22 protein-coding genes are annotated in these 19443 nt (G+C 69.5%); 16 read left to right on the top strand and 6 right to left on the bottom strand.

Going from position 1 to position 19443, the window contains the following annotated elements:
* From C5C17_RS09915 to C5C17_RS09900, 4 genes are all read right to left on the bottom strand, one after another.
* Window positions 1–327: aldehyde dehydrogenase family protein (locus C5C17_RS09915; RefSeq protein WP_146079129.1), on the bottom strand; the 327-nt coding region annotated here is incomplete at its 3' end.
* A gap of 89 nt (window positions 328–416) precedes the next feature.
* Window positions 417–1325, bottom strand: a complete 909-nt coding sequence (locus C5C17_RS09910) for a deoxyribose-phosphate aldolase (protein WP_104253206.1) — start codon at window positions 1323–1325, stop codon at window positions 417–419.
* On the bottom strand, window positions 1318–2286 hold the full coding sequence (gene iolC / locus C5C17_RS09905) for a 5-dehydro-2-deoxygluconokinase (protein WP_104253205.1): 969 nt from the start codon (window positions 2284–2286) through the stop codon (window positions 1318–1320). Before iolC ends, C5C17_RS09910 begins: the two co-directional genes overlap by 8 nt.
* A gap of 130 nt (window positions 2287–2416) precedes the next feature.
* Window positions 2417–3520: a glutamate--cysteine ligase gene (locus tag C5C17_RS09900; RefSeq protein ID WP_104253234.1), complete on the bottom strand. Its 1104-nt coding sequence runs from the start codon at window positions 3518–3520 to the stop codon at window positions 2417–2419.
* A 122-nt stretch (window positions 3521–3642) separates the two neighbouring features.
* Between C5C17_RS09900 and C5C17_RS09895 the strand changes: the two genes are divergently transcribed.
* From C5C17_RS09895 to trmD, 5 genes are all read left to right on the top strand, one after another.
* On the top strand, window positions 3643–3852 hold the full coding sequence (locus C5C17_RS09895) for a hypothetical protein (RefSeq protein WP_104253204.1): 210 nt from the start codon (window positions 3643–3645) through the stop codon (window positions 3850–3852).
* Window positions 3853–3996: 144 nt separating this feature from the next.
* Window positions 3997–4413, top strand: a complete 417-nt coding sequence (gene rpsP / locus C5C17_RS09890; protein ID WP_104253203.1) for a 30S ribosomal protein S16 — start codon at window positions 3997–3999, stop codon at window positions 4411–4413.
* A gap of 2 nt (window positions 4414–4415) precedes the next feature.
* Window positions 4416–4646, top strand: a complete 231-nt coding sequence (locus C5C17_RS09885; RefSeq protein WP_068484100.1) for an RNA-binding protein — start codon at window positions 4416–4418, stop codon at window positions 4644–4646.
* Window position 4647: 1 nt separating this feature from the next.
* Window positions 4648–5247, top strand: coding sequence for a ribosome maturation factor RimM (gene rimM / locus C5C17_RS09880; RefSeq protein ID WP_104253202.1), 600 nt, complete (start codon window positions 4648–4650; stop codon window positions 5245–5247).
* A 71-nt stretch (window positions 5248–5318) separates the two neighbouring features.
* A complete protein-coding gene (gene trmD / locus C5C17_RS09875) occupies window positions 5319–6071 on the top strand; it encodes a tRNA (guanosine(37)-N1)-methyltransferase TrmD (RefSeq protein ID WP_104253201.1) in 753 nt (250 codons plus the stop codon).
* Window positions 6072–6081: 10 nt separating this feature from the next.
* Here the strand turns inward: trmD and map are convergent, their stop codons facing one another.
* On the bottom strand, window positions 6082–6849 hold the full coding sequence (map, locus tag C5C17_RS09870; protein WP_104253200.1) for a type I methionyl aminopeptidase: 768 nt from the start codon (window positions 6847–6849) through the stop codon (window positions 6082–6084).
* 76 nt (window positions 6850–6925) lie between these two features.
* Here map and C5C17_RS09865 point away from each other — a divergent pair, with 76 nt between their 5' ends.
* The 9 genes from C5C17_RS09865 (at window position 6926) to dprA (ending at window position 15696) form a co-directional block, all read left to right on the top strand.
* Window positions 6926–7492, top strand: a complete 567-nt coding sequence (locus C5C17_RS09865; RefSeq protein WP_104253199.1) for a hypothetical protein — start codon at window positions 6926–6928, stop codon at window positions 7490–7492.
* A 161-nt stretch (window positions 7493–7653) separates the two neighbouring features.
* A complete protein-coding gene (gene rplS, locus C5C17_RS09860; protein WP_068484112.1) occupies window positions 7654–8004 on the top strand; it encodes a 50S ribosomal protein L19 in 351 nt (116 codons plus the stop codon).
* 104 nt (window positions 8005–8108) lie between these two features.
* Window positions 8109–8987 carry a signal peptidase I gene (gene lepB, locus C5C17_RS18940; RefSeq protein ID WP_104253198.1) on the top strand — a complete coding sequence of 293 codons (879 nt, stop codon included), beginning with the start codon at window positions 8109–8111 and terminating at the stop codon, window positions 8985–8987.
* Entirely contained in the window at window positions 8984–9637 is a 654-nt protein-coding gene (locus C5C17_RS18935; protein WP_258066147.1) for a ribonuclease HII, read from the top strand. Before lepB ends, C5C17_RS18935 begins: the two co-directional genes overlap by 4 nt.
* 12 nt (window positions 9638–9649) lie before the next feature.
* Window positions 9650–9973, top strand: coding sequence for a DUF2469 family protein (locus tag C5C17_RS09845; protein ID WP_068484088.1), 324 nt, complete (start codon window positions 9650–9652; stop codon window positions 9971–9973).
* 81 nt (window positions 9974–10054) lie between these two features.
* Window positions 10055–12154 (top strand): RecQ family ATP-dependent DNA helicase, encoded by a 2100-nt coding sequence (locus C5C17_RS09840; RefSeq protein ID WP_258066146.1) that lies wholly within the window; start codon window positions 10055–10057, stop codon window positions 12152–12154.
* A gap of 225 nt (window positions 12155–12379) precedes the next feature.
* Window positions 12380–12739 carry a YraN family protein gene (locus C5C17_RS09835; protein WP_104253196.1) on the top strand — a complete coding sequence of 120 codons (360 nt, stop codon included), beginning with the start codon at window positions 12380–12382 and terminating at the stop codon, window positions 12737–12739.
* Window positions 12736–14367: a YifB family Mg chelatase-like AAA ATPase gene (locus tag C5C17_RS09830; RefSeq protein WP_104253195.1), complete on the top strand. Its 1632-nt coding sequence runs from the start codon at window positions 12736–12738 to the stop codon at window positions 14365–14367. Before C5C17_RS09835 ends, C5C17_RS09830 begins: the two co-directional genes overlap by 4 nt.
* Before the next feature lie 6 nt (window positions 14368–14373).
* Window positions 14374–15696 carry a DNA-processing protein DprA gene (gene dprA, locus C5C17_RS09825; RefSeq protein ID WP_258066145.1) on the top strand — a complete coding sequence of 441 codons (1323 nt, stop codon included), beginning with the start codon at window positions 14374–14376 and terminating at the stop codon, window positions 15694–15696.
* Window positions 15697–15736: 40 nt separating this feature from the next.
* On the opposite strand, the gene C5C17_RS09820 is transcribed toward dprA, so the two are convergent.
* Entirely contained in the window at window positions 15737–16207 is a 471-nt protein-coding gene (locus C5C17_RS09820; protein WP_104253194.1) for a MarR family winged helix-turn-helix transcriptional regulator, read from the bottom strand.
* A gap of 65 nt (window positions 16208–16272) precedes the next feature.
* Here C5C17_RS09820 and C5C17_RS09815 point away from each other — a divergent pair, with 65 nt between their 5' ends.
* Together C5C17_RS09815 and C5C17_RS09810 are read left to right on the top strand one after the other, a co-directional pair.
* Window positions 16273–18411: an MMPL family transporter gene (locus tag C5C17_RS09815; RefSeq protein ID WP_104253193.1), complete on the top strand. Its 2139-nt coding sequence runs from the start codon at window positions 16273–16275 to the stop codon at window positions 18409–18411.
* A gap of 54 nt (window positions 18412–18465) precedes the next feature.
* The gene (locus C5C17_RS09810) at window positions 18466–19371 is read left to right on the top strand and encodes a tyrosine recombinase XerC (protein ID WP_258066144.1); all 906 of its coding nucleotides are present in this window, start codon (window positions 18466–18468) and stop codon (window positions 19369–19371) included.
* The last annotated feature ends 72 nt before the right edge of the window (window positions 19372–19443 follow it).

Raw genomic sequence — 19443 nt, 5'->3', positions numbered from 1 at the left:
GCGCTGGATCTCGCCGGCCGCGTCGGACACGACCTTGCCGTGCTCGGACGTGATGATGCGCGCGAGCTCCAGCTTCCGCTCGTTCAGCAGCTCACGGAACTTGAAGATGATGTTCTGGCGCTTCGCGATCGAGGTGTTGGACCAGCCGGGGAACGCGGCCTTGGCGGCGGCGATCGCGGCGTTGATCTCGGCGTCGTCGGCGAGAGCGACGTTGCCCGTCGCGGTGCCGAGGGCCGGGTTGAAGACCGGCGAGGTGCGCGCTGGCGCGGTGGTCGAGTAGGCGCCGTCGATCCAGTGCTGGATCGTGGGCAGAGCAGTGTCAGTCATTGATCTTCCTTCGCTGTGGTGCGCCGGGTTGGGAGCGGCGCGAGTGGCTGCGGCAGCTGCCGCGACGTGAGGGTGTCGGTGTTCCGAGCTCAGCTCGGGGTGTGCACGAGGCGCGCGGCCGTGTCCACGGCCGCCGAGACGTCGCCGTCTGCGGGGTAGAGGAGCGTGCGGCCGACGACGAGTCCGCGAACCCCGGGGAGGGCGAGGGCGTCAGCCCACTTGGCGTAGACCGCCTCCTGATCGCCGTTCGGCTCTCCGCCGAGCAGCAGCGTCGGCATGGTCGTCGCCGCCATCACGCGCTCCATCTCGGGGACGACGGGCAGCTTCATCCAGGTCGACCCGGAGCTGTTGCCGAGACCCGAGGCGATGGCGATCGAGGTGATGACGGCGTCCGCCGAGAGGTCGTTGACGATCCGCCCGTCCTTCCACTCGCTCATGAACGGCTCGAGCATGATCGGAAGGGACGCCGCCGCCGCGTCGTCAACGGCACGGGCATTGGCCTCGAGCGTCGAGACCGTGCCTGCGTCGGAGAGGTTCACCCGGAGGAGGGTCTTCGCGAAGTCGATGCCGTCGCGCACCATCGAGTCGATGTCGTAGCCGGTGAAGCGGTCGTCCATCTCGAAGCTCGCGCCTCGGAGTCCACCGCGGTTCATGGAGCCGACGATGAGCTTGTCGTCGAGCACTCCGAGCAGGGCGAGGTCGTCGATGATGTCCGGCGTGCCGAGCACGCCATCGACACCTGGCCGGGAGAGCGCGAGCGCGAGGCGGTCGAGCAGGTCATAGCGGTCGGCCATGGCCATGGCGTCGTCGCGGACGCCGAGGGCGCCGCGAGCAGGGTGGTCGGCCGCCACGAAGAAGAGCCGGCGGTCTTCGGGGAGCAGCGACGAACGGCGCTTGCGGCCGGCCAGCGCTTCCCTGAGGGCGGCTGGGCCGTCGGCGCGCGCGTCGCGGAGCTTGTCGAACGCGGCTTCGTCGAGGATCCGGTACGTCTCAGGCAAGGGAGTTCTCCTTCAGGATCTCGTCGACCTCCGCCGTCGATGGCATGGCGGTCGAGCACTCGAGTCGCGAGGCCACGATGGCTCCGGCGACGTTCGCGAAGCGCAGGATGTGCTCGAGATCCCAGCCGGCGATGAGTCCCTTGCAGAACGCGCCGCCGAAGCTGTCGCCGGCTCCGAGACCGTTGATGACGTCGACGAAGTGCGTCGGCACCTCGATGGATCCTTCGCGGGTCTTGGCGAGCACACCCCGTGGGCCCTGCTTGACGACCGCGATATCCACTCCTCGCTCGAGCAGCGCATCCGCTGCCCGCTGGGGCTCGGTCTCACCGACGGCGACCTCGCACTCCTCCTTGTTGCCGATGGCGATCGTCGACTGCGCGAGGATCGGCTCGATGGCGGCCGTCGCGGTCGCGGCATCCGGCCAGAACATGGCGCGGTAGTCGAGGTCGAGGATGGTGTGGTCGCGGCGAGCGCGGGCGGCGAACGCGGCGTGGTGCGCAGCCCGGCTCGGCTCCTCGGAGAGGCCGGTGACGGTGGCCCAGAAGATCTTGGCGTCGCGGATCGCGTCGAGGTCGAGCGTCTCAGCCTCGATGTTGAGATCCGGCGCCTTGGGCTGCCGGTAGAAGTACAGCGGGAAGTCGTCGGGCGGGAAGATCTCGCAGAACGTGACTGGTGTGGCGAGCGAGTCGTCGCGCGTCACGAAGTCGCTCTTCACGCCCAGGCGCTCGAGCTCCCGCACGATATAGCGGCCGAAGGGGTCGTCACCCGTGCGGGTGATGACCGCCGAGTTCAGGCCGTGCTTGGCGCCTGCGACTGCGACGTTCGTCGCGCTGCCGCCGAGGAACTTCCCGAACGTGGAGACATCCTCGAGCCCGACACCGGTCTGGAGAGGGTAGATGTCGACGCCAACACGGCCGAGCGTGATGAGGTCGAACGCTGACGTAGCTGTTGTAGTGGTCATACGGCTCTGTACAACTTTCGGTCCGATGGTGAACGAGGACGAGAGTCAGCATACACCTATTGTCCTGACAAAGTAACAAAGTCGTGCGTTCGGACCGAACGGCTGATCTCCGCCCGCGGTTCGGCGTGTGTCAGGCCTTGAGGTCCTCGATGAGCGAGTCGACGACGGGGACGAGCGCGCCGTCGTGCGCCTCCGCCACGCGCCGCTGCCGGTCGCTCGAGGAGCCGCCCTCGATGATCTCGGCGATCACCGCGAGCTCCCGCGTGCATCCGAGGTCCTCGGCGACCCGCAGGTACTCGCCCTCGATGCGCTCGGCCAGCACCTCCGTCACGGGGCGCTCGTTGCCGTGCGCGTCCTCGATGATGATCGCGTCGAGGCCGTAGCGCGCCGCTCTCCACTTGTTCTCGCGCACGAACCACGACGGGAGGCGATCCGTGTCCCTGCCGGCGTCGAGCTCCCGAGATGCGTGCTCGACGATGACGTGGTTGAGCGCGACCATGGCCCCGAGCTCGCGGAGGTTCGTCGCCCCGTCCGAGATGCGGATCTCCACCGTGCCCCACTGCGCCGACGGGCGCACGTCCCAGCGCAGCTCCTGCACCTCGTCGACGATGCCGGTGTGGAGCACGTCGTGGGCGACTCGCTCGTAGTCCTCCCACGTCTCCATCTCCGGGGGGAGACCGCCCGTCGGAAGCTGCTGGAAGATCATCGTGCGGTGGGAGCTGAAAGTCGTGTCCTCGCCCTGCCAGTACGGGCTGGATGCGGAGAGCGCGAGCATGAGGGGGTAGTTGGCGAGCGCGGCCCGCATGATCGCGGGCACCTTTCGGCAGTCCTCGATCCCGATGTGGGTGTGCACGCCCCAGATCGCGAGCTGCCCGCCCCAGCGCCCGGAGCGCTCGGACACCATGCGGTAGCGCTCGCCGGGGGACCGCTGCTGCTCGCGCCACTTCGAGAACGGATGCGTGCCGGAGCCGATGACCGCCGCGCCAGCCTCATCCGCGGCAGTCAGCAGGGAGTCCCGCAGGCCGCGCAGCTCATCGACGGCCGCTCCCGCGGAACGGTGCACCCCCGTCACGAGCTCGACGGTGTTCGTCAGGAACTCCTTCGTGAACCGCTCGTCGCCGAGGCGGGCGATGAGCTCTGGAGCGATGCCGGTCAGCTCGCGCGACGCAGCGTCGACGATACCGAGCTCCCATTCGACGCCGAGTGTCGAACGCTCTGATGAGGCGAAACGCATGGTTGAAGCGTAGACGCACCAGTGGTCGCGGCGTGTCTGCATTGCGGGGTATTCCGAATCCGCCGCAAGATAGGGGGAGGAGTCGGGCGACGGCAGGCGCCGCCCGAGAAGCGGAGGCCCTCATGCGCTACTCGGATGCACTGTCGGAGCTCGCCACAGCGGGTGCGCAGGACTTCGTTCCGTACGTCATCGGGGCCGTTCTGCTCGTGCTCCTCGGCGGCATCGTGCTCTTCTTCGTGCAGCGGCGACAGCGCGCGGCGGAGCGCTCGAGCGACTGGGCCGACGACCGCGACGGACGCGGGACGTCCGGCGATGATTCTGTGGTTGGCTAACTGGCCGAGAATCTGCCAAACTAGGCAGTTGAGCCTCGCGGGCTCGACCCTCTAATCCGGCCCGCGGTTCACCATTGAGCTCTGCCGAGTGTGCCCCACGCCCTCCGGCTGTCGTTCGCCGATACACACACCATCAGGAGACACGTGGCTGTCAAAATTCGTCTGAAGCGCCTGGGCAAGATCCGGGCACCCTACTACCGCATCGTCGTCGCCGACTCGCGCACCAAGCGCGACGGTCGCGTCATCGAGGAGATCGGCAAGTACCACCCCACCGAGAACCCCTCGTTCATCGAGGTCAACTCGGAGCGTGCACAGTACTGGCTGAGCGTCGGCGCACAGGCCTCCGAGGCCGTCATCGTGCTCCTCAAGCTCACGGGCGACTGGGGCAAGTTCACGGGCGAAGGCTCGACCGAGAACCAGGTCAAGGCACCTGAGGGCAAGGTCCCCTTCGTCGCAGAGGCCGGCAAGAAGCCTGTCCTCCGCCCCAAGGCTGAGCCCAAGGCAGCTCCGGCCGCCGAAGAGGTCACCGAAGAAGCAGCGACCGAAGAGGTCGAGGCCTAGTCATGCTCGCTTCCGCGCTGGAACATCTCGTCAAGGGAATCGTCGATCACCCCGACGATGTCCGCGTGGACCGCAGCACGGCTGCGCGCGGCGAGGTCCTCGAAGTGCGTGTGCACTCCGAGGACCTCGGCCGCGTCATCGGTCGCTCCGGCCGCACCGCCAAGGCGCTGCGCACCGTCGTGACCGCGCTCGCCGACGGCCGCCGCGTTCGCGTCGACGTAGTTGACGACTGAGGTGGCAGGCAAGAAGAAGGGCATCACCCAGCTCCGTGTCGGTCGCCTCACCAAGGCCCACGGACTGAAGGGTGCCATCAAGCTCGAGCTCTTCACCGATGAGCCCGACCGGCGCTTCGTTCCAGGCGCGAGCTTCAGCCTCCAGGTGCCGACCGACAGCGAGTGGCACGGCAAGAGCCTGGAACTGCACGAACTCCGCTGGTACAACGGCCACCCTGTGGGCTTCTTCGTCGGCATCGCCGACCGGACGGCCGCGGAGAGCCTCGCGAAAGCCATTCTCTGGGTCGACTCCAACGACGCCGAGGAACTCGAGGACGACGCCTGGTACGACCACCAGCTCGTCGGGCTCGATGTCCGGCGCGATGGCGCATCCGTCGGCCAGGTCATCCGCGTGGAGCACTTCCCGGCCCAGGACCTCCTCGTCGTCAAGACCGAGGACGCCGAGGTGCTCGTCCCACTCGTGAAGGCCATCGTCGCCGAGGTCGACCTCGAGGCCGGCATCGTCAGCATCACCCCGCCCAACGGCCTCTTCGAAGAGGTCGACGAGGCGCAGGTCGAAGCAGACGCGCCCGCCGCCGAGCCCAAGGCTGACGCCGAATAGCCTCGTCCCCCCATCTGCGTTCTGCGCGCCCGCAATCTCCTGCGGGCGCGCATCCGCTTAAGCTGGAGCCCATGCGCGTCGACATCGTCACCATCTTTCCCGAGTTCTTCCAGGTGCTCGACGTCTCTCTGCTCGGCAGGGCCCGGCAGGACGGCCTTATCGACGTCCGCGTGCACGACCTGCGTGATGCGACGACCGACCGGCACCGCACGGTCGACGACACCCCGTACGGCGGAGGCGCCGGCATGGTCATGAAGCCGGAGCCGTGGGGGCAGACGATCGACGCGATCCTCGACGATGCAGCGCGAGATCGTGGTGCACCGGGGCGGGCCGTCGCCGACGACGCCGAGCTCGCGGATGCTCGACCGCTTGTCGTCTTCCCGTCGCCAGCCGGGACCGTCTTCACGCAGGCGACGGCCAGGCGCTACGCGCTCGAGCCGCACATCGTCTTCGGCTGCGGCCGCTACGAGGGCATCGACCAGCGAGTCTTCGAGGACACCGCCGAGCATGCCAGGGTCGAGCTCGTGAGCCTCGGCGACTACGTGCTCAATGGGGGAGAGGTGGCCGTGACCGCCATGATCGAGGCGTTCGGTCGGCTCGTGCCAGGCGTCGTCGGCAACCCGGAGTCGCTCGTCGAGGAGTCGCACGAGGACGGCCTGCTCGAGTACCCGAGCTACACGAAGCCGGCGCTGTGGCGAGGCCGCGAGGTCCCCGACGTGCTGCTGAGCGGCCACCACGCGAAGATCGCCGCGTGGCGCCACGAGCAGCAGCTCGAGCGCACGCGCCGCGTCCGCCCCGAGCTGCTCCCACCCGAACTCGGTTAGCCCCCGCCAGCTAGCTGCGCGCGGTGAGGATGATCGGGTCGCCGTCGGTGATGACGACCGTGTGCTCGCTGTGCGCCCCGCGCGAACCATCCGCGCTTCGGAGGGTCCACCCGTCGGCATCCTGGACGAGCTTGTCCGTCGTCTCGAGCAGCCACGGCTCGAGCGCCAGGACGAGGCCGGGCTTGAGCGGCATTCCGCGGTTCGCGCGTCCGCGGTTGGGGACGCTCGGCTCCTGGTGCATGGTTCGGCCGACGCCGTGGCCGCCGAACTCGACGTTGACCGGGTAGCCGGCGTTCTTCGCGACCTGGCCGATGGCGTGCGAGATGTCCCCGAGCTTGTTGCCGGGGCGGGCGGCCTCGATAGCCGCCTCGAGCGCCACCTCGGTGGTGTCGATGAGACGTAGGTCGGCCTCGCGCGGCGTGCCGACGACCACCGTGATCGCCGAGTCGCTGACCCAGCCGTCGACGGCGACGGCGAAGTCGAGCGTGAGGACGTCGCCGTCCTTGAGCGCGTAGTCGTGGGGGAGGCCATGCAGGACGGCGTCGTTGACCGATGTGCAGATGACCTTGCCGAACGGCGAGGCGCCGAAGGAGGGGTGGTAGTCGATGTAGCAGCTCTTCGCGCCGCGCTTCGTGATGAGCTCATGGGCTCTGGCGTCGAGCTCCAGGAGGTTCGTGCCGACCGCGGCGCTCGCCGACAGCTCGCTGAGGACCTCGGCGACGAAGCGCCCCGCGGGTCGCATCTCTTCGATTTCGTTCTGGGTGCGCAGCTCGATCATCCGCCAATCGTACCGGCGACCGTGCCGTGAGCGAACGATCAAGGCATCGCTCGGGATCCTCCCGTAGCGTTGCGTCATGGGCATCGGCCGTCTCGTCTACCGCGCACTCCTCCCCGCTGCGCTCTTCCTCGCCGCCTGGCAGTTCGTGGGGTGGCTCATCCTGGGTGCGCCCGTCGGGCGCCTCTTCGTCTTCGGCTTCGCCGGCCTCGCCGCCGCCGCCGGGCTCCTCATCCTCTCCGCGAACTTCTGGCTCCGGCCGGACATCCGGGAGAGCAAGGCCCTGACACCGCGCGACCTGCCGCTCATCATCGTCCCGTGGCTGCTCTGGGCGGTCGGGGCCGTGGTTCCCGATGTGCCGGGCCTCTGGGTGCTCGCCGCCGCGTTCCTGTCCATGGTGGTCGCGGGCTCCATCGCGCGTCGGCGGCTCACCGCCGTGGTCCAGGAGCGCCTCGCCGCCGCGCAGGCAGCCGGTCCGCAGGCGAACCCGTTCGGCCTCTTCGGCACGATGCCCGGGATGGCGGGGCCCGGAATGCCTGGGACGCCGGGAAGCAGGACGCCGTCGTCTGGGCCTGGGGGTGCCTCCGGGCCGGATGCGGGCAAGATCATCACGCTCGACCCCGAACCTGACGACGAACGGCGCTGACCTGGCTCACTCTCGCATTGCGGGGGCAACGCCGGCATGGTTTACTGGATCCTTGTGCCGCGGCTCGACTCTGCCACAGGGGACGAGAGCACCTCGCGATGCACGCCAACCTCTTCACTGACCTTCGCAGCCGACCTGTGGCGACTGCAGAGAGCGAAATCATGACCAACGTTATCGACGTCATCGACGCAGCATCGCTGCGCAGCGATGTCCCAGACTTCCGCCCCGGCGACACCGTCAAGGTGCACGTGAACATCGTTGAAGGCACGCGCTCGCGCGTCCAGGTCTTCCAGGGTGTCGTCATCGCACGTCAGGGCGCCGGCGTCCGCGAGACCTTCACGGTCCGCAAGGTCAGCTTCCAGGTGGGCGTGGAGCGCACGTTCCCCGTGCACACCCCGGTCATCGAGAAGATCGAGATCGTCTCCCGCGGCGCCGTGCGTCGCGCGAAGCTCTACTACCTGCGTGGACGTCGCGGCAAGGCTGCGAAGATCCGCGAGAAGCGCGACAACTAGGCCTCAGGCTGTAGGCGAATGGCTCCCCAACGCGGGAGCCATTCGTGTCGTTCCGCACACTGACTGAGGGTTCCGCCACCGCGGACCGACCGCGAGGGGGAGCCATGGGTGACGCGAGTGCGCGCGATCTTCGCGCCCCGTCCCACGGCAGGCCACCTCATGAGGGGCGGCACCGCCTCGGACGAGCCGCGCGGCCCGCTGGGCTCGGTTCCTCCGCGATCGCAGACGCGCCTATCCACGTCACCGGGCTCATCGCCGACGATGAACCGCTTCCGGCGCCGGGTCGCGGCCTCGGCAAGGCCATGCTCTCGTTCGCCCGCGACTTGGTCATCGTCGCCGTGCTCGCGATCGTCATGTCGATGCTCATCAAGACGTTCCTGCTCCGACCCTTCTACATCCCCTCGGCGTCGATGAACGACACCCTCGTCGTCGAGGACCGGGTGCTCGTGAACCTGCTGGTGCCGGATCTGGTCGGCATCGAGCGCGGCGACATCGTCGTGTTCGAGGACCCGGGCGGATGGCTTCCCGTCGTCACGCCACCCGCCAAGTCCGGCTCGCAGGCGGCCGTCGATGGCGCGCTCGAGTTCGTCGGGCTGAAGCCCGAGGAGACGAGCAACCACCTCATCAAGCGTGTCATCGGGCTGCCAGGCGACGTCGTCTCCTGCTGCAACGAGTACGGGCAGGTGCTCATCAACGGGCTGCCGATCGGCGAGCCGTACCTGCTGCTCCAGGACGGGCAGGCCGCATCAGGAATGTCGTTCGATGTGACCGTGCCCGAGGGGCACCTGTGGGTCATGGGGGACAACCGCTACAACTCCGAGGACTCCCGCTACCACCAGGACGAGCCAGGGGGCGGCTTCGTGCCCGTCGACGACGTCGTCGGCAAGGCGTTCCTGCTCAACTGGCCGCTCGACAGGTTCACGTTCCTCGGGAACTATCCGGAGGTCTTCGACCGTGTGCCCGAGCGGACGGACCAGGAGTGACCCCAACGGTCGACCCGACGCTCGAACTCGAACGCCAGCTGCTGCTCACAGCCCCGGTCGTCATCGGCGTCGACGAGGTCGGGCGCGGCGCGATCGCGGGCCCAGTCGCAGTGGGCGCGTGCGCTATCGACGTCGGGCGGATCGAGCTCGCGGCGCCCACTGGAGTGCGCGACTCGAAGCTCCTGAGTGCCAAGCGCCGACTCGAGGCGCGCGCCGGCATCGAGTCGTGGGCGATGGGCGTCGGCGTCGGCTACGCGAGCGCCATCGAGATCGACGAACGCGGCATCACCGCCTGCCTCGGGGCGGCCGCCAAGAGGGCGCTCGCCGAGCTGCACGCGATCGGGGTGCCGGTCGCAGATGCGGTGGTGCTGCTCGACGGCTCGCACGACTGGCTCTCACCATGCCTCGCGACGCCCCTGCGCGTCGTGGTGAGACCGAAAGCCGACCGGGACTGCACCTCCGTGGCCGCCGCCTCGGTGATCGCGAAGCTCGAGCGCGACGCCCTCATGGTCTCGGCGGCGGAAGCGCATCCCGAGTACCTGTGGGAGTCGAACAAGGGATACGGCAGCGCGGCCCACCTCGCGGCGATCGCCGCGACCGGCCCGAGCGAGCTCCACCGGCACACGTGGCTTCGGGCCGCGACCCCCTAGACTGGGCGGATCATGGACGACGAGAATTTCGACGATTACGAGCGCGAGCAGGAGCTCTCCCTGTTTCGCGAGTACCGCGACGTCGCGGGGCAGTTCAAGTACGTGATCGAGACCGAACGCCGCTTCTACCTCGCGAACAGCGTGGACCTGGTCAGGCGCGACACCGAGCACGACTTCTACTTCGAGCTCACGATGAAAGACGTCTGGGTCTGGGACATCTACCGCTCCGACCGCTTCGTGAAGCAGGTTCGAGTGCTGACGTTCAAGGACGTCAACGTCGAGGAGACCGGTTCGAAGGAGTTCGAGCTCCCCAAGGAGCTCGCACTCGACGAGTAGCGTCGCCGGGGCACTCGTGCTCGAGCGGGCGCGACGCGCCGCCTGAACGCCGATGTCGGTGGTTCGTGGGAGCCTCGTGGAGTGACAGACACGACGATTCCCGAGGCCACCGCATCCGCCGCGACCCAGATCCTCCGGGCCCTGGTCGGCCGAGACGACGCGGTCTTCCACGACGGGCAGCTCGAGGCGATCTCGGCGATCGTCGACGAGCGGAGGCGGGTCCTCGTCGTGCAGCGCACGGGGTGGGGCAAGTCGGCCGTCTACTTCATCGCGAGCCTCATGCTGCGCGCCAGAGGAGCGGGCCCGACCATCCTCATCTCGCCGCTGCTCGCGCTCATGCGCGACCAGGTCGAGGCCGCGAGCCGCGCGGGTGTCCGCGCCGTGTCGATGTCGTCGGCGAACGCGCACGAATGGGCGAGCATCCGCGAGCAGCTGGCCGCCGACGAGATCGACGTGCTGCTCGTCTCGCCGGAGCGGCTCAACAACCCCGAGTTCAGAGACACGCAGCTTCCAGAGCTCCTGGCACGCACGGGCCTCGTGGTGGTCGACGAGGCGCACTGCATCTCCGACTGGGGCCATGACTTCCGCCCCGACTACCGCCGCATCGCGTCGCTCATCTCCGGTCTGGGCACCGACATCCCCGTGCTCGCGACGACCGCGACCGCGAACGAGCGCGTGGTGCACGACATAGAGGAGCAGCTCGGCCGCAGCGGCATCCTCACGATCCGCGGCCCGCTCGCCCGAGCCAGCCTGCGCCTCGGCGTGCTGCGGCTCGGCAACGCCCGCGAGCGGCTCGCCTGGCTGCTACAGCACCTCGACGAGCTCCCTGGGTCCGGCATCATCTACACCCTCACCGTCGCTGGCGCCGAAGACACCTCGGCGGCGCTCCGCGAGGCGGGCATCCACGCGCCCGCGTACACGGGCAAGACCGACCCAGACGAGCGCGAGCGCCTCGAGGGCGCGCTCAAGCGCAATGAGGTCAAGGCGCTCGTCGCGACGAGTGCGCTCGGCATGGGCTTCGACAAGCCCGATCTGGGGTTCGTAGTGCACCTCGGCGCACCGTCGTCGCCTGTGGCCTACTACCAGCAGGTGGGGCGTGCCGGGCGGTCGAGCGCCTCCGCCGACGTGCTGCTGCTGCCTGGCGAGGAGGACCGCGCCATCTGGGAGTACTTCGCGACGGTCTCGATGCCGGACGAGGAGCGAGCGCAGGCGGTGCTCGGCGCGCTCGGCGCCTCGCCCAGGTCGACGGTCGCGCTCGAATCCGCGGTCGACCTCCGCCGGTCGCGCCTCGAGCTGCTGTTGAAGGTGCTCGACGTCGACGGGGCCGTGCGGCGCGAGCAGGGCGGCTGGGTCTCGACCGGGCAGCCGTGGAGCTACGACGGCGACCGCTACTCGCGCATCGCCGCGGCTCGGTCCGCGGAGGCGCAGGCCATGATCGACTACGAGCGCACCGAGGGCTGCCGCATGGAGTTCCTGCAGCGGCAGCTCGACGACTCGACTGCCGCCCCGTGCGGGCGCTGCGACAACTGCGCCGGCATCTGGTTCGACCGGGCGACGGACGCGGCGGTGCAGGCGAGGGCCGGTGCCGCGCTCGACCGGGTCCGCGCAGACATCGCGCCGCGACAGCAGTGGCCGAGCGGTATGGCGAGCCTCGGCGTCGACCTCAAGGGGCGCATCCCGAAAGAGCAGCAGGCGGCCGAGGGGCGCGTGCTCGCGCGGCTCAGCGACCTCGGCTGGGGTGGGCCGCTGCGCGAGCTGTTCGCTGCTGCCGGCCCGGAGACGACCGTGACGGGGCCGCTCCTGCAGGCGTGCATCCGCATCCTCTCGGAGTGGAAGTGGGACGCGCGCCCGCAGGCCGTTGCCTTCGTCCCATCGCGCTCGAGGCCCCGGTTGAGCGCGTCGCTTGCCGAGGGCATCGCGGAGGCGGGCCGCCTCCCGCTTCTCGGCTCCCTGGACCTGGTCCGTGGCGGGCCGGCCGGGCAGCCTGGAGGCAACAGCGCGTTCCGGCTCTCGAACGTCGAGGGCCGGTTCTCGGCGGGCTCGCTTGAGATCCCGGCGGGTCCGGTGCTCCTCATCGATGACTTCGTCGACAGCGGCTGGACGATGACGGTGTGCGCACGCGAGCTTCGTCTCGCCGGGGCGAGCGCCGTCCTGCCGCTGGCGCTCGCGCAGAAGGGCTAGCGGTGGAAGCGGTGCCCAGGGGCAGGTGACGCCTGGGCTCGCTCATGCTCGACTGCTGCCGGGGCGAGGTGGGGGCTCCCACGGTCCCGCACACGTCGGTCATGCGCTCATGCCGGCACTCTGCTGACGTCGCGACTGTGGGCAGGCGGTTGTCCACACCGTCCCTCCTCGTCGTCGGACGGTGGCTCGTGGCGGGTCAGACTCCCGGCAAGGGAGGTGGTGCGGATGCGTGCCAAGGATCAGCTGGGGCGGCTCGGAGAGAATCTCGCGACTGCGTACCTCGAGGAGCACGGCCACGATGTGGTGGAGCGGAACTGGCGCTGTCGAGAGGGCGAGATCGACGTCGTCTCGCGGCAGGGCGGCTACATCGTGTTCACGGAGGTGAAGGCGAGGCGTTCGACCGCGGCGGGGCATCCGCTCGAGGCGATCACGCCCGTGAAGCTCGCGCGCATGCGGCGACTCGCGGGTCTCTGGATGCTCGCGCATCCCGAGGAGCGCGGTGCGATGCGTCTCGATGTGATCGCGGTGGTCGCACCGCACGACCGAGCGCCCAACCTGGAGCACGTTGCTGGAGTCGGCGCATGACGCAGGGCACGGTCGGCCATTCGGTGGCCATCGCGCTCGAGGGGCTCGGGGGTGAGCTCGTCGAGGTCGAGACGCAGATCAGTCCCGGGCTGCCGTTCTTCAAGCTCGTCGGTCTTCCCGACACCTCGCTCGGGGAAGCGCGCGAGCGAGTCCGGGCGGCGCTGCAGAGCTCTGGATGCCCGCTGCCGGCCAGCAGAGTCATCACGAACATGTACCCGGCGTCGCTGCGCAAGCACGGCTCCGGGTTCGACCTCGCGATCGCCGTCTCGTTCCTGGCCGCGGCCGGCATCATCTCCGCCGAGTCGCCGACCAGGGCCGTGCACATCGGGGAGCTCTCGCTGACCGGGCAGGTGAGATCGGTCGTCGGGGTGCTGCCGGCCGTCGCCGCCGCCCGCGCCGCGGGGTTCGACACCGTCGTCGTGCCGGCGGACTCGAAAGCCGAGGCGGAGCTCGTCGAGGACATCCGTGTCGTCGCCGTCGCCTCGCTGCGTGCCGTCGCGCTGCACTACGGCGCGGACGCCGACGACCTCACCCACGAACTGGAGTATCCCTCCAGCTCCGCAGCTCGGGCCGTCGCCAGGGACGAGCGGGGCGGTGAGGGCAGTGCCGCGCGGCAGCAGGAGCTGGCCGCCGCCCTCGATCTCGCCGATGTCGTCGGCAATGAGGCCGCCGTGCGGACACTGGTCATCGCCGCAGCCGGCGGTCACCACCTGCTGATGCTCGGGCCACCAGGCGCAGGCAAGACCATGCTGGCGGAGCGCCTGCCCGGCATCCTCCCCGACCTCGAGCCGGAGGCGGCCGTCACGCTTGCCGCGGTCCGATCGCTCCGCGGCATCCCGCTGGCCGCACGCCTCGACCGACGTCCGCCGTTCGAAGCACCGCACCACACGGCTTCGACAGTGGCGCTGCTCGGAGGCGGAAGCGGCATGATCCGCCCCGGTGCCATCTCCCTCGCGACGGGCGGAGTCCTCTTCCTCGACGAGGCCCCGGAGTTCTCGCGCCACACGCTCGATTCGATGCGGCAGCCACTCGAGAACGGCGTCATCGAGATCCATCGTGCGCAGGGGAGGGCCGCCTACCCGGCCGAGATGCAGCTCGTGCTGGCCGCGAACCCCTGCCCGTGCGGCAACCACGGCGACCCAGACGCGGACTGCCGCTGCGACGCATCCGCACCACGCCGCTACCTCGCTCGCCTCTCAGGTCCGCTGCTCGACCGGATCGACCTCCAGCTGCGCGTAGAGCGGGTCTCCGCGGCCCGCGCCCGACTCGTCGACCACGAGGCGCAGCTCGAAGAACCTGGCAGCTCTGGCGCACGATCGACCACCAGCACCGCCGATGCGCGGGAGATGGTCCGGCTGGCCAGGGAGCGCGCACGCCAACGCCTGGCAGCCACGCCCTGGAGCCTCAACGCCCGAGTCATCTCACGATGGCTCCGAACTCCCGCCAACCGCCCCACGCGAGAGGCGTACGCGCCGCTCGCGATTGCGCTCGAGCGCGGACAGGTCACCATGCGCGGGCACGACCGTGTGCTCCGGGTCGCCTGGACGATCGCGGACCTCGCCGGGGCGCGTCGCCCCGAACTCCAGCACGTCCAGGAGGCACTCTCCTACCGAATCAGATTGGGGTAGCTCGCCGTGCACACACCGTTCGAACCCGGCACCCACCAGTCCACCGCAGCTGCGGAAGCGACCCGTCACGGTCGGCCCGACGTCGACCAGATGCGCGCGGCGCTCTCGGGGGTGAGCAGGCCTGGCACCGACGCGACGGGGGACGACGAGGTGCGAGCCCGCATCGCGCAACTCGCCTGGTCGTGCACTGTCGAACCAGGCGATGCCACTGCGGGGCTCCTCCTCGGAGCGCTCGGGCCAGTCGCGGCTCTCGACGCTGTCACCTCGGGTGCGCTACTGCAGCGGGCCAGGGAGCGCGGATCCGGGGCGGGGATCCCACTCGCCGACCTCGCCTCCGCCCTCGAGCGATGGCGAGATCGCCTCGATATCGACCGGACCCTGGCCATCTTGCGAAACTCCGCGAAGCTCGGGGTGCTGGCCGTGCTTCCGGGCGACCCGGAGTGGCCGACGCAGCTCGACGACCTCGGACCGCATGCCCCTTGCGCGCTCTGGGTGCGCGGCTCCGTCGACACCCTTCGGGAGCTCACCCCCTCAGTGGCCCTCGTCGGAGCCAGAGCCTCGACCACGTACGGCGAAGAAGTCACTGTGCGGCTCGCGAGCGGGCTCGCGAACCGCGGCTACGCGCTCGTCTCCGGCGGGGCGTACGGCATCGACGCAGTCGCTCACCGCGTCGCGCTCGCGGAAGACGCCACGACGGTCGCGGTGCTGGCAGGCGGCCCGGACCGGCTCTACCCGCAGGGCAATCGTGCGCTGCTCGAGCGCATCATCGCGCAGGGTGCGCTGGTCTCGGAGCTGCCGGTCGGCCAGGCGCCCACCCGGTGGAGGTTCCTCCAGCGCAACCGGATCATCAGCGCCCTCGCCTCCGCCACGGTCGTGGTCGAGGCGGGCCGTCGCTCTGGTGCCGCCAGCACGGCCGCCCACACGCTCACACTCGGACGACCACTCGGTGCGGTGCCTGGCCCCGTCACGAGCGCGGCATCCGTGGGCTGTCATCGTCTGCTCCGAGAAACGGACGCGACGCTCATCACCTCCGTCGACGACATCGTCGAGATGCTCGGACAGGGCCAGACAGCTGAGCTGGCGCTGCCGGACGGCGCTTCGTGGCCAGGGGAGCGCGGCTCAGTCCGGGATGTCAGCGAGCGGCTCTCCTCCAACGCCGTTCGCGCGAAAGACGCACTGCGCATCGGGAGACCGCAGCGCATCGACGCCGTCGGCTCTTCGGCCGGGCTCACGACAGCCGAGACCGCCGCGGGACTCGCCGAGCTCGAGATGCATCAGCTCGCTCGCGAGACGCCCGCCGGATGGGTGAAAGCGTCGAACACGAGGTGATGACGGGGCGTCGGATGCCCTCGCCCCCGGGCAGTCGTGGTCAGCGCGGCGGCTGCAGGTGCTCGCGGTAGCTCGACACGACGCCCTGCAGGTAGCGGACGATGACCTCGCGCTCGCCTTCATCGAACTCCTGGGCAACCGAGTCGATGTCCATGATCATCGGCGCGAGCAGGCCGCGAGCCTTCGCCGTCGACCCCTCGTCGGGCACGACGAGCACACCGCGACGGTCGCTCGGGTTCGGCTCCCGACGCACATGCCCGGCCTTCACGAGCCGATCGACCACGACGGTCACCGCAGCAGTCGTGATGCCCAGCCTCCGAGCTATGTCGGACGGCGTGAGATGACCCGACGAGATGAGGTGCTGCATGGCGACCAGATCGGTGTGATTCACGTCGAGTTCCTTCGCGACGACCACCTCGTACTCGTCCGAGATCGTGAGGATCTCGCGCAGCAGCGCCGTCGACTCATGGACGCGCGGAAACGCGCGACCCCGCTCATCCCCGGATTGCATGACATCCATCCTAGCGCTAAGTTAGCTAAGCAAATTGATTACTAGTGGATTTAGGCGGTTCGACCATGGGCGGGATCATCCGATTCATCACCGGCAAGGCGAGTGGTGCGATCGTCATCGCCGTCTTCGTCGCCCTCAGCGGCCTCGCTTTCTTCTGGGGCTCGGGTGAGAACGGAGACGTGGCACCGGCGGGCGATCTGCCCGCATCTGCAGAGTCGGCGAAGGTCGAGGAGGCGCTCGCATCCTTCGAGACCGAGGACAGCTCGGCCGCGCTCTTCGTGTTCCACCGCGAGGGCGAGGCGCTCACACCCGACGACCTCGCCGCCGTCGCCGCGGCGAGCCCCGGCATCGCCGAAGCGGCCGGAGTCGAGGCCCTGCCGCCAGCTTTCCCGGCCGAAGACGGCGAGGCCATGATCCTCACGGTGCCCCTCGACGCCACGAGCGACGTGGAAGCGCAGTCCGCACGAGCCGAAGCGCTCCGCGCCGCAGCGGCAGACGGACTCCCAGATGGCCTGGTCCCGGTCATGACCGGGCCCGAGGGCTTCGCCGTCGACATCGCAGCCGTCTTCGAGGGCGCCAACTTCACGCTGCTCACCGTCACCGTGCTCGTCGTGGCCTTCCTCCTCATCGTGACCTACCGCAGCCCGGTGCTCTGGCTCATCCCGCTCTCCGTCGTCGGTCTCGCCGACGGCGTCGCGGGAATCGTCTCGACCCGCATCGTTGGCGCCTTCGACCTGACGATGGATGCGTCGATCAAGGGCATCCTGTCGGTGCTCGTCTTCGGCGCTGGCACGAACTACGCCCTCCTTCTCATCGCCAGATACCGCGACGAGCTCCGCGTCTCGGAAGACCGGCGCGAGGCCATGGCAACGGCGCTCCGCGGAGCCGGTCCCGCCATCATCGCCAGCGGTGGCACTGTCGCGCTGAGCCTGGCGACGCTGCTCTTCGCCTCGCTCGGCGGCAACGTTGTGCTCGGCCTGGCCTGCGCCATCGGAGTGGTCGTCGCGATGGCCTTCGCGCTTGCGCTCCTGCCTGCGACGCTCGTCCTGTTCCCCCGAGGGATCTTCTGGCCGGTGGTGCCTCGAGTCGGCGACGACCAGCACGGCAGGGGCTTCTGGTTCAAGCTCGGCACGGGTGTCTCGAAGCGGCCGGCCATCGTGGCTGGAGCAGGAATCGTCGTGCTCATCGCGCTCGCGGCCATCGCGCCGAGCATCAAGGTCGGCCTCGCGCAGACGGAGCGCTTCACGTCGACACCGGAGGCCGTTGTCGGCCAGGAGCTGCTCAACGACCACTTCCCCGACCTGGCTGGCGCCCCCGCGATCGTCGTCTCGCAGGCTGACCAGGCGGAGGCGGTGGCGCAGCGAGCTGCTGAGATCGAGGGCGTCGCGTCGGCGGCGGTGGGCGATTCCAATGGAACTCTGACGCGCATCGACGTCGGCCTCTCGTCTCCTGCGGAGACGGAGGAAGCGCTCGCCACGGTGGAACGGCTGCGTGCCGAGCTGTCGCAGATCGACGGGGCGGGGGCCATCGTGGGAGGGCTCGACGCGCAGGCGCTCGACGAGCAGGCCGCCCAGGACCGCGACCAGCTCCTGCTGTTCCCGTTGATCCTCGCCGTCGTCTTCGTCGTGCTCCTGCTGCTGCTGCGCTCTCTCGTGGCGCCGATTCTGCTCCTGCTCACCGTCGTCGGCTCGTTCTTCGCCTCAGTGGGGGCGAGCTGGCTGCTGTTCACCAACGTCTTCGGCTTCCCCGCCCTCGACACGTCCGTGCTGCTGTTCAGCTTCCTGTTCCTCGTGGCCCTCGGTGTCGACTACAACATCTTCCTCGTGACGAGGGCACGCGAGGAGGCGGTGAAGCACGGAACGAGGGACGGCATGATCCGGTCGCTCTCGGCGACGGGCGGGGTGATCACGAGCGCCGGGATCCTGCTGGCCGCGGTCTTCGCCGCGTTGGGCGTGCTGCCGCTGATCACGCTCACCCAGATCGGCATCATCGTCTGCGTCGGCGTGCTGCTCGACACGCTGCTGGTGCGCACGGTGATCGTGCCGGCGCTCGCGTTCCTGACGGGTGACCGCTTCTGGTGGCCGAGCAGGGCTGTTCTCGGCGACCGGCGGCCGGCGCACGCGAAGCCGTCGCACGCCGCCGATCCGCGGGACGCGTCGAAGCCCGCGAAGCCTTCGTCCTCCGAGGCGGCGCCCGCGAAGTAGGCATCTGCTCGAGTCGCCGCCCGGTCGCCCGGGCGGCGACCTACGATGGTCGGCATGCGGGAGCTCTCGGTTGTGGTCGACACGTACCTGCGCTCGGTGCGTGCCGAGCGCGGACTCTCGCCGCGCACGGCCAAGGCGTATGCCAGCGATCTGAGCCTGCTGCTCGACTTCTGCGAGCGGGAGGGCGTCGACGCCCTCGACTCCCTCGACCTGGAGGTCTTCCGGGACCTGCTGTGGCAGCAGACGCAGGCGGGGAAGGCCGCGTCGAGCATCGCTCGCATGGCGGCCTCGTTCCGGGGGTTCACGTCGTGGCTCGAGGAGACGGGACGCGGTGCGGACTCTGCTCGTCGCCTGAAGAGCCCGAAGGCTGGCTCGACGCTGCCTCGGGTGGTGTCGGCCGAGGGGATGCGTGGCATCCTCGATGCGCTCGCGGATCGCGCGTCGAGCGGTGACCCCGTTGAGGTGCGGGACCTCGCGATCATCGAGCTGCTCTACGCGTCCGGTATCCGCGTCTCGGAGTGCTGTTCGCTGGACGTCGGCGCCGTCGATCTCGGTCGGCGCGTCGTCAGGGTCGTCGGCAAGGGCGACAAGGAGCGTGTTGTCCCGTTCGGCGCTCACGCCGCGAAGGCGATCGATGGGTGGCTCTCGTCTGGTCGACCGTTGCTGGAGCAGCCTCGGTCTGGTGGGGCCCTGTTCTTGGGCGTGCGAGGTGGGCGAGTGGATGCCCGCACGGTGTACGCCGTTTCCCGGGACGTGCTCGGTGTCGCGCCGGGTGGGGGGCCGTCTGGGCCGCACACGTTCCGTCACACGGCGGCGACGCATCTGCTTGACGGGGGAGCGGACCTGCGGGCTGTGCAGGAGATCCTCGGTCACTCGGATCTCGGGACGACGCAGATCTACACGCACGTCTCGGCGGATCGGCTGAAGGCCTCGTACGTGCAGGCGCACCCGAGAGCCTGAACGGCCGCACGGTCGGGGCGTGCCCCGATGGTGATGCCGTCCGCGTCCGCGTCCGTATTCGGCTGGGGCTGG

Origin of the sequence: Pseudoclavibacter sp. RFBA6, from assembly GCF_002931575.1 — a bacterium.
In the GTDB taxonomy this organism is placed as follows: domain Bacteria; phylum Actinomycetota; class Actinomycetes; order Actinomycetales; family Microbacteriaceae; genus Pseudoclavibacter; species Pseudoclavibacter terrae.
The sequence above is the reverse complement of the archived record's forward strand: the minus strand, read 5'-3'. Positions and strand labels throughout refer to the sequence as shown.

Coding starts and splice junctions, on each gene's coding strand:
- iolC (WP_104253205.1), bottom strand. CDS start 2,286: ATGACCACTACAACAGCTACGTCAGCGTTCGACCTCATCACGCTCGGC.
- C5C17_RS09900 (WP_104253234.1), bottom strand. CDS start 3,520: ATGCGTTTCGCCTCATCAGAGCGTTCGACACTCGGCGTCGAATGGGAG.
- C5C17_RS09895 (WP_104253204.1), top strand. CDS start 3,643: ATGCGCTACTCGGATGCACTGTCGGAGCTCGCCACAGCGGGTGCGCAG.
- C5C17_RS09885 (WP_068484100.1), top strand. CDS start 4,416: ATGCTCGCTTCCGCGCTGGAACATCTCGTCAAGGGAATCGTCGATCAC.
- trmD (WP_104253201.1), top strand. CDS start 5,319: ATGCGCGTCGACATCGTCACCATCTTTCCCGAGTTCTTCCAGGTGCTC.
- map (WP_104253200.1), bottom strand. CDS start 6,849: ATGATCGAGCTGCGCACCCAGAACGAAATCGAAGAGATGCGACCCGCG.
- C5C17_RS09865 (WP_104253199.1), top strand. CDS start 6,926: ATGGGCATCGGCCGTCTCGTCTACCGCGCACTCCTCCCCGCTGCGCTC.
- rplS (WP_068484112.1), top strand. CDS start 7,654: ATGACCAACGTTATCGACGTCATCGACGCAGCATCGCTGCGCAGCGAT.
- lepB (WP_104253198.1), top strand. CDS start 8,109: ATGGGTGACGCGAGTGCGCGCGATCTTCGCGCCCCGTCCCACGGCAGG.
- C5C17_RS09845 (WP_068484088.1), top strand. CDS start 9,650: ATGGACGACGAGAATTTCGACGATTACGAGCGCGAGCAGGAGCTCTCC.
- C5C17_RS09835 (WP_104253196.1), top strand. CDS start 12,380: ATGCGTGCCAAGGATCAGCTGGGGCGGCTCGGAGAGAATCTCGCGACT.
- C5C17_RS09830 (WP_104253195.1), top strand. CDS start 12,736: ATGACGCAGGGCACGGTCGGCCATTCGGTGGCCATCGCGCTCGAGGGG.
- C5C17_RS09820 (WP_104253194.1), bottom strand. CDS start 16,207: ATGCAATCCGGGGATGAGCGGGGTCGCGCGTTTCCGCGCGTCCATGAG.
- C5C17_RS09815 (WP_104253193.1), top strand. CDS start 16,273: ATGGGCGGGATCATCCGATTCATCACCGGCAAGGCGAGTGGTGCGATC.
- C5C17_RS09810 (WP_258066144.1), top strand. CDS start 18,466: ATGCGGGAGCTCTCGGTTGTGGTCGACACGTACCTGCGCTCGGTGCGT.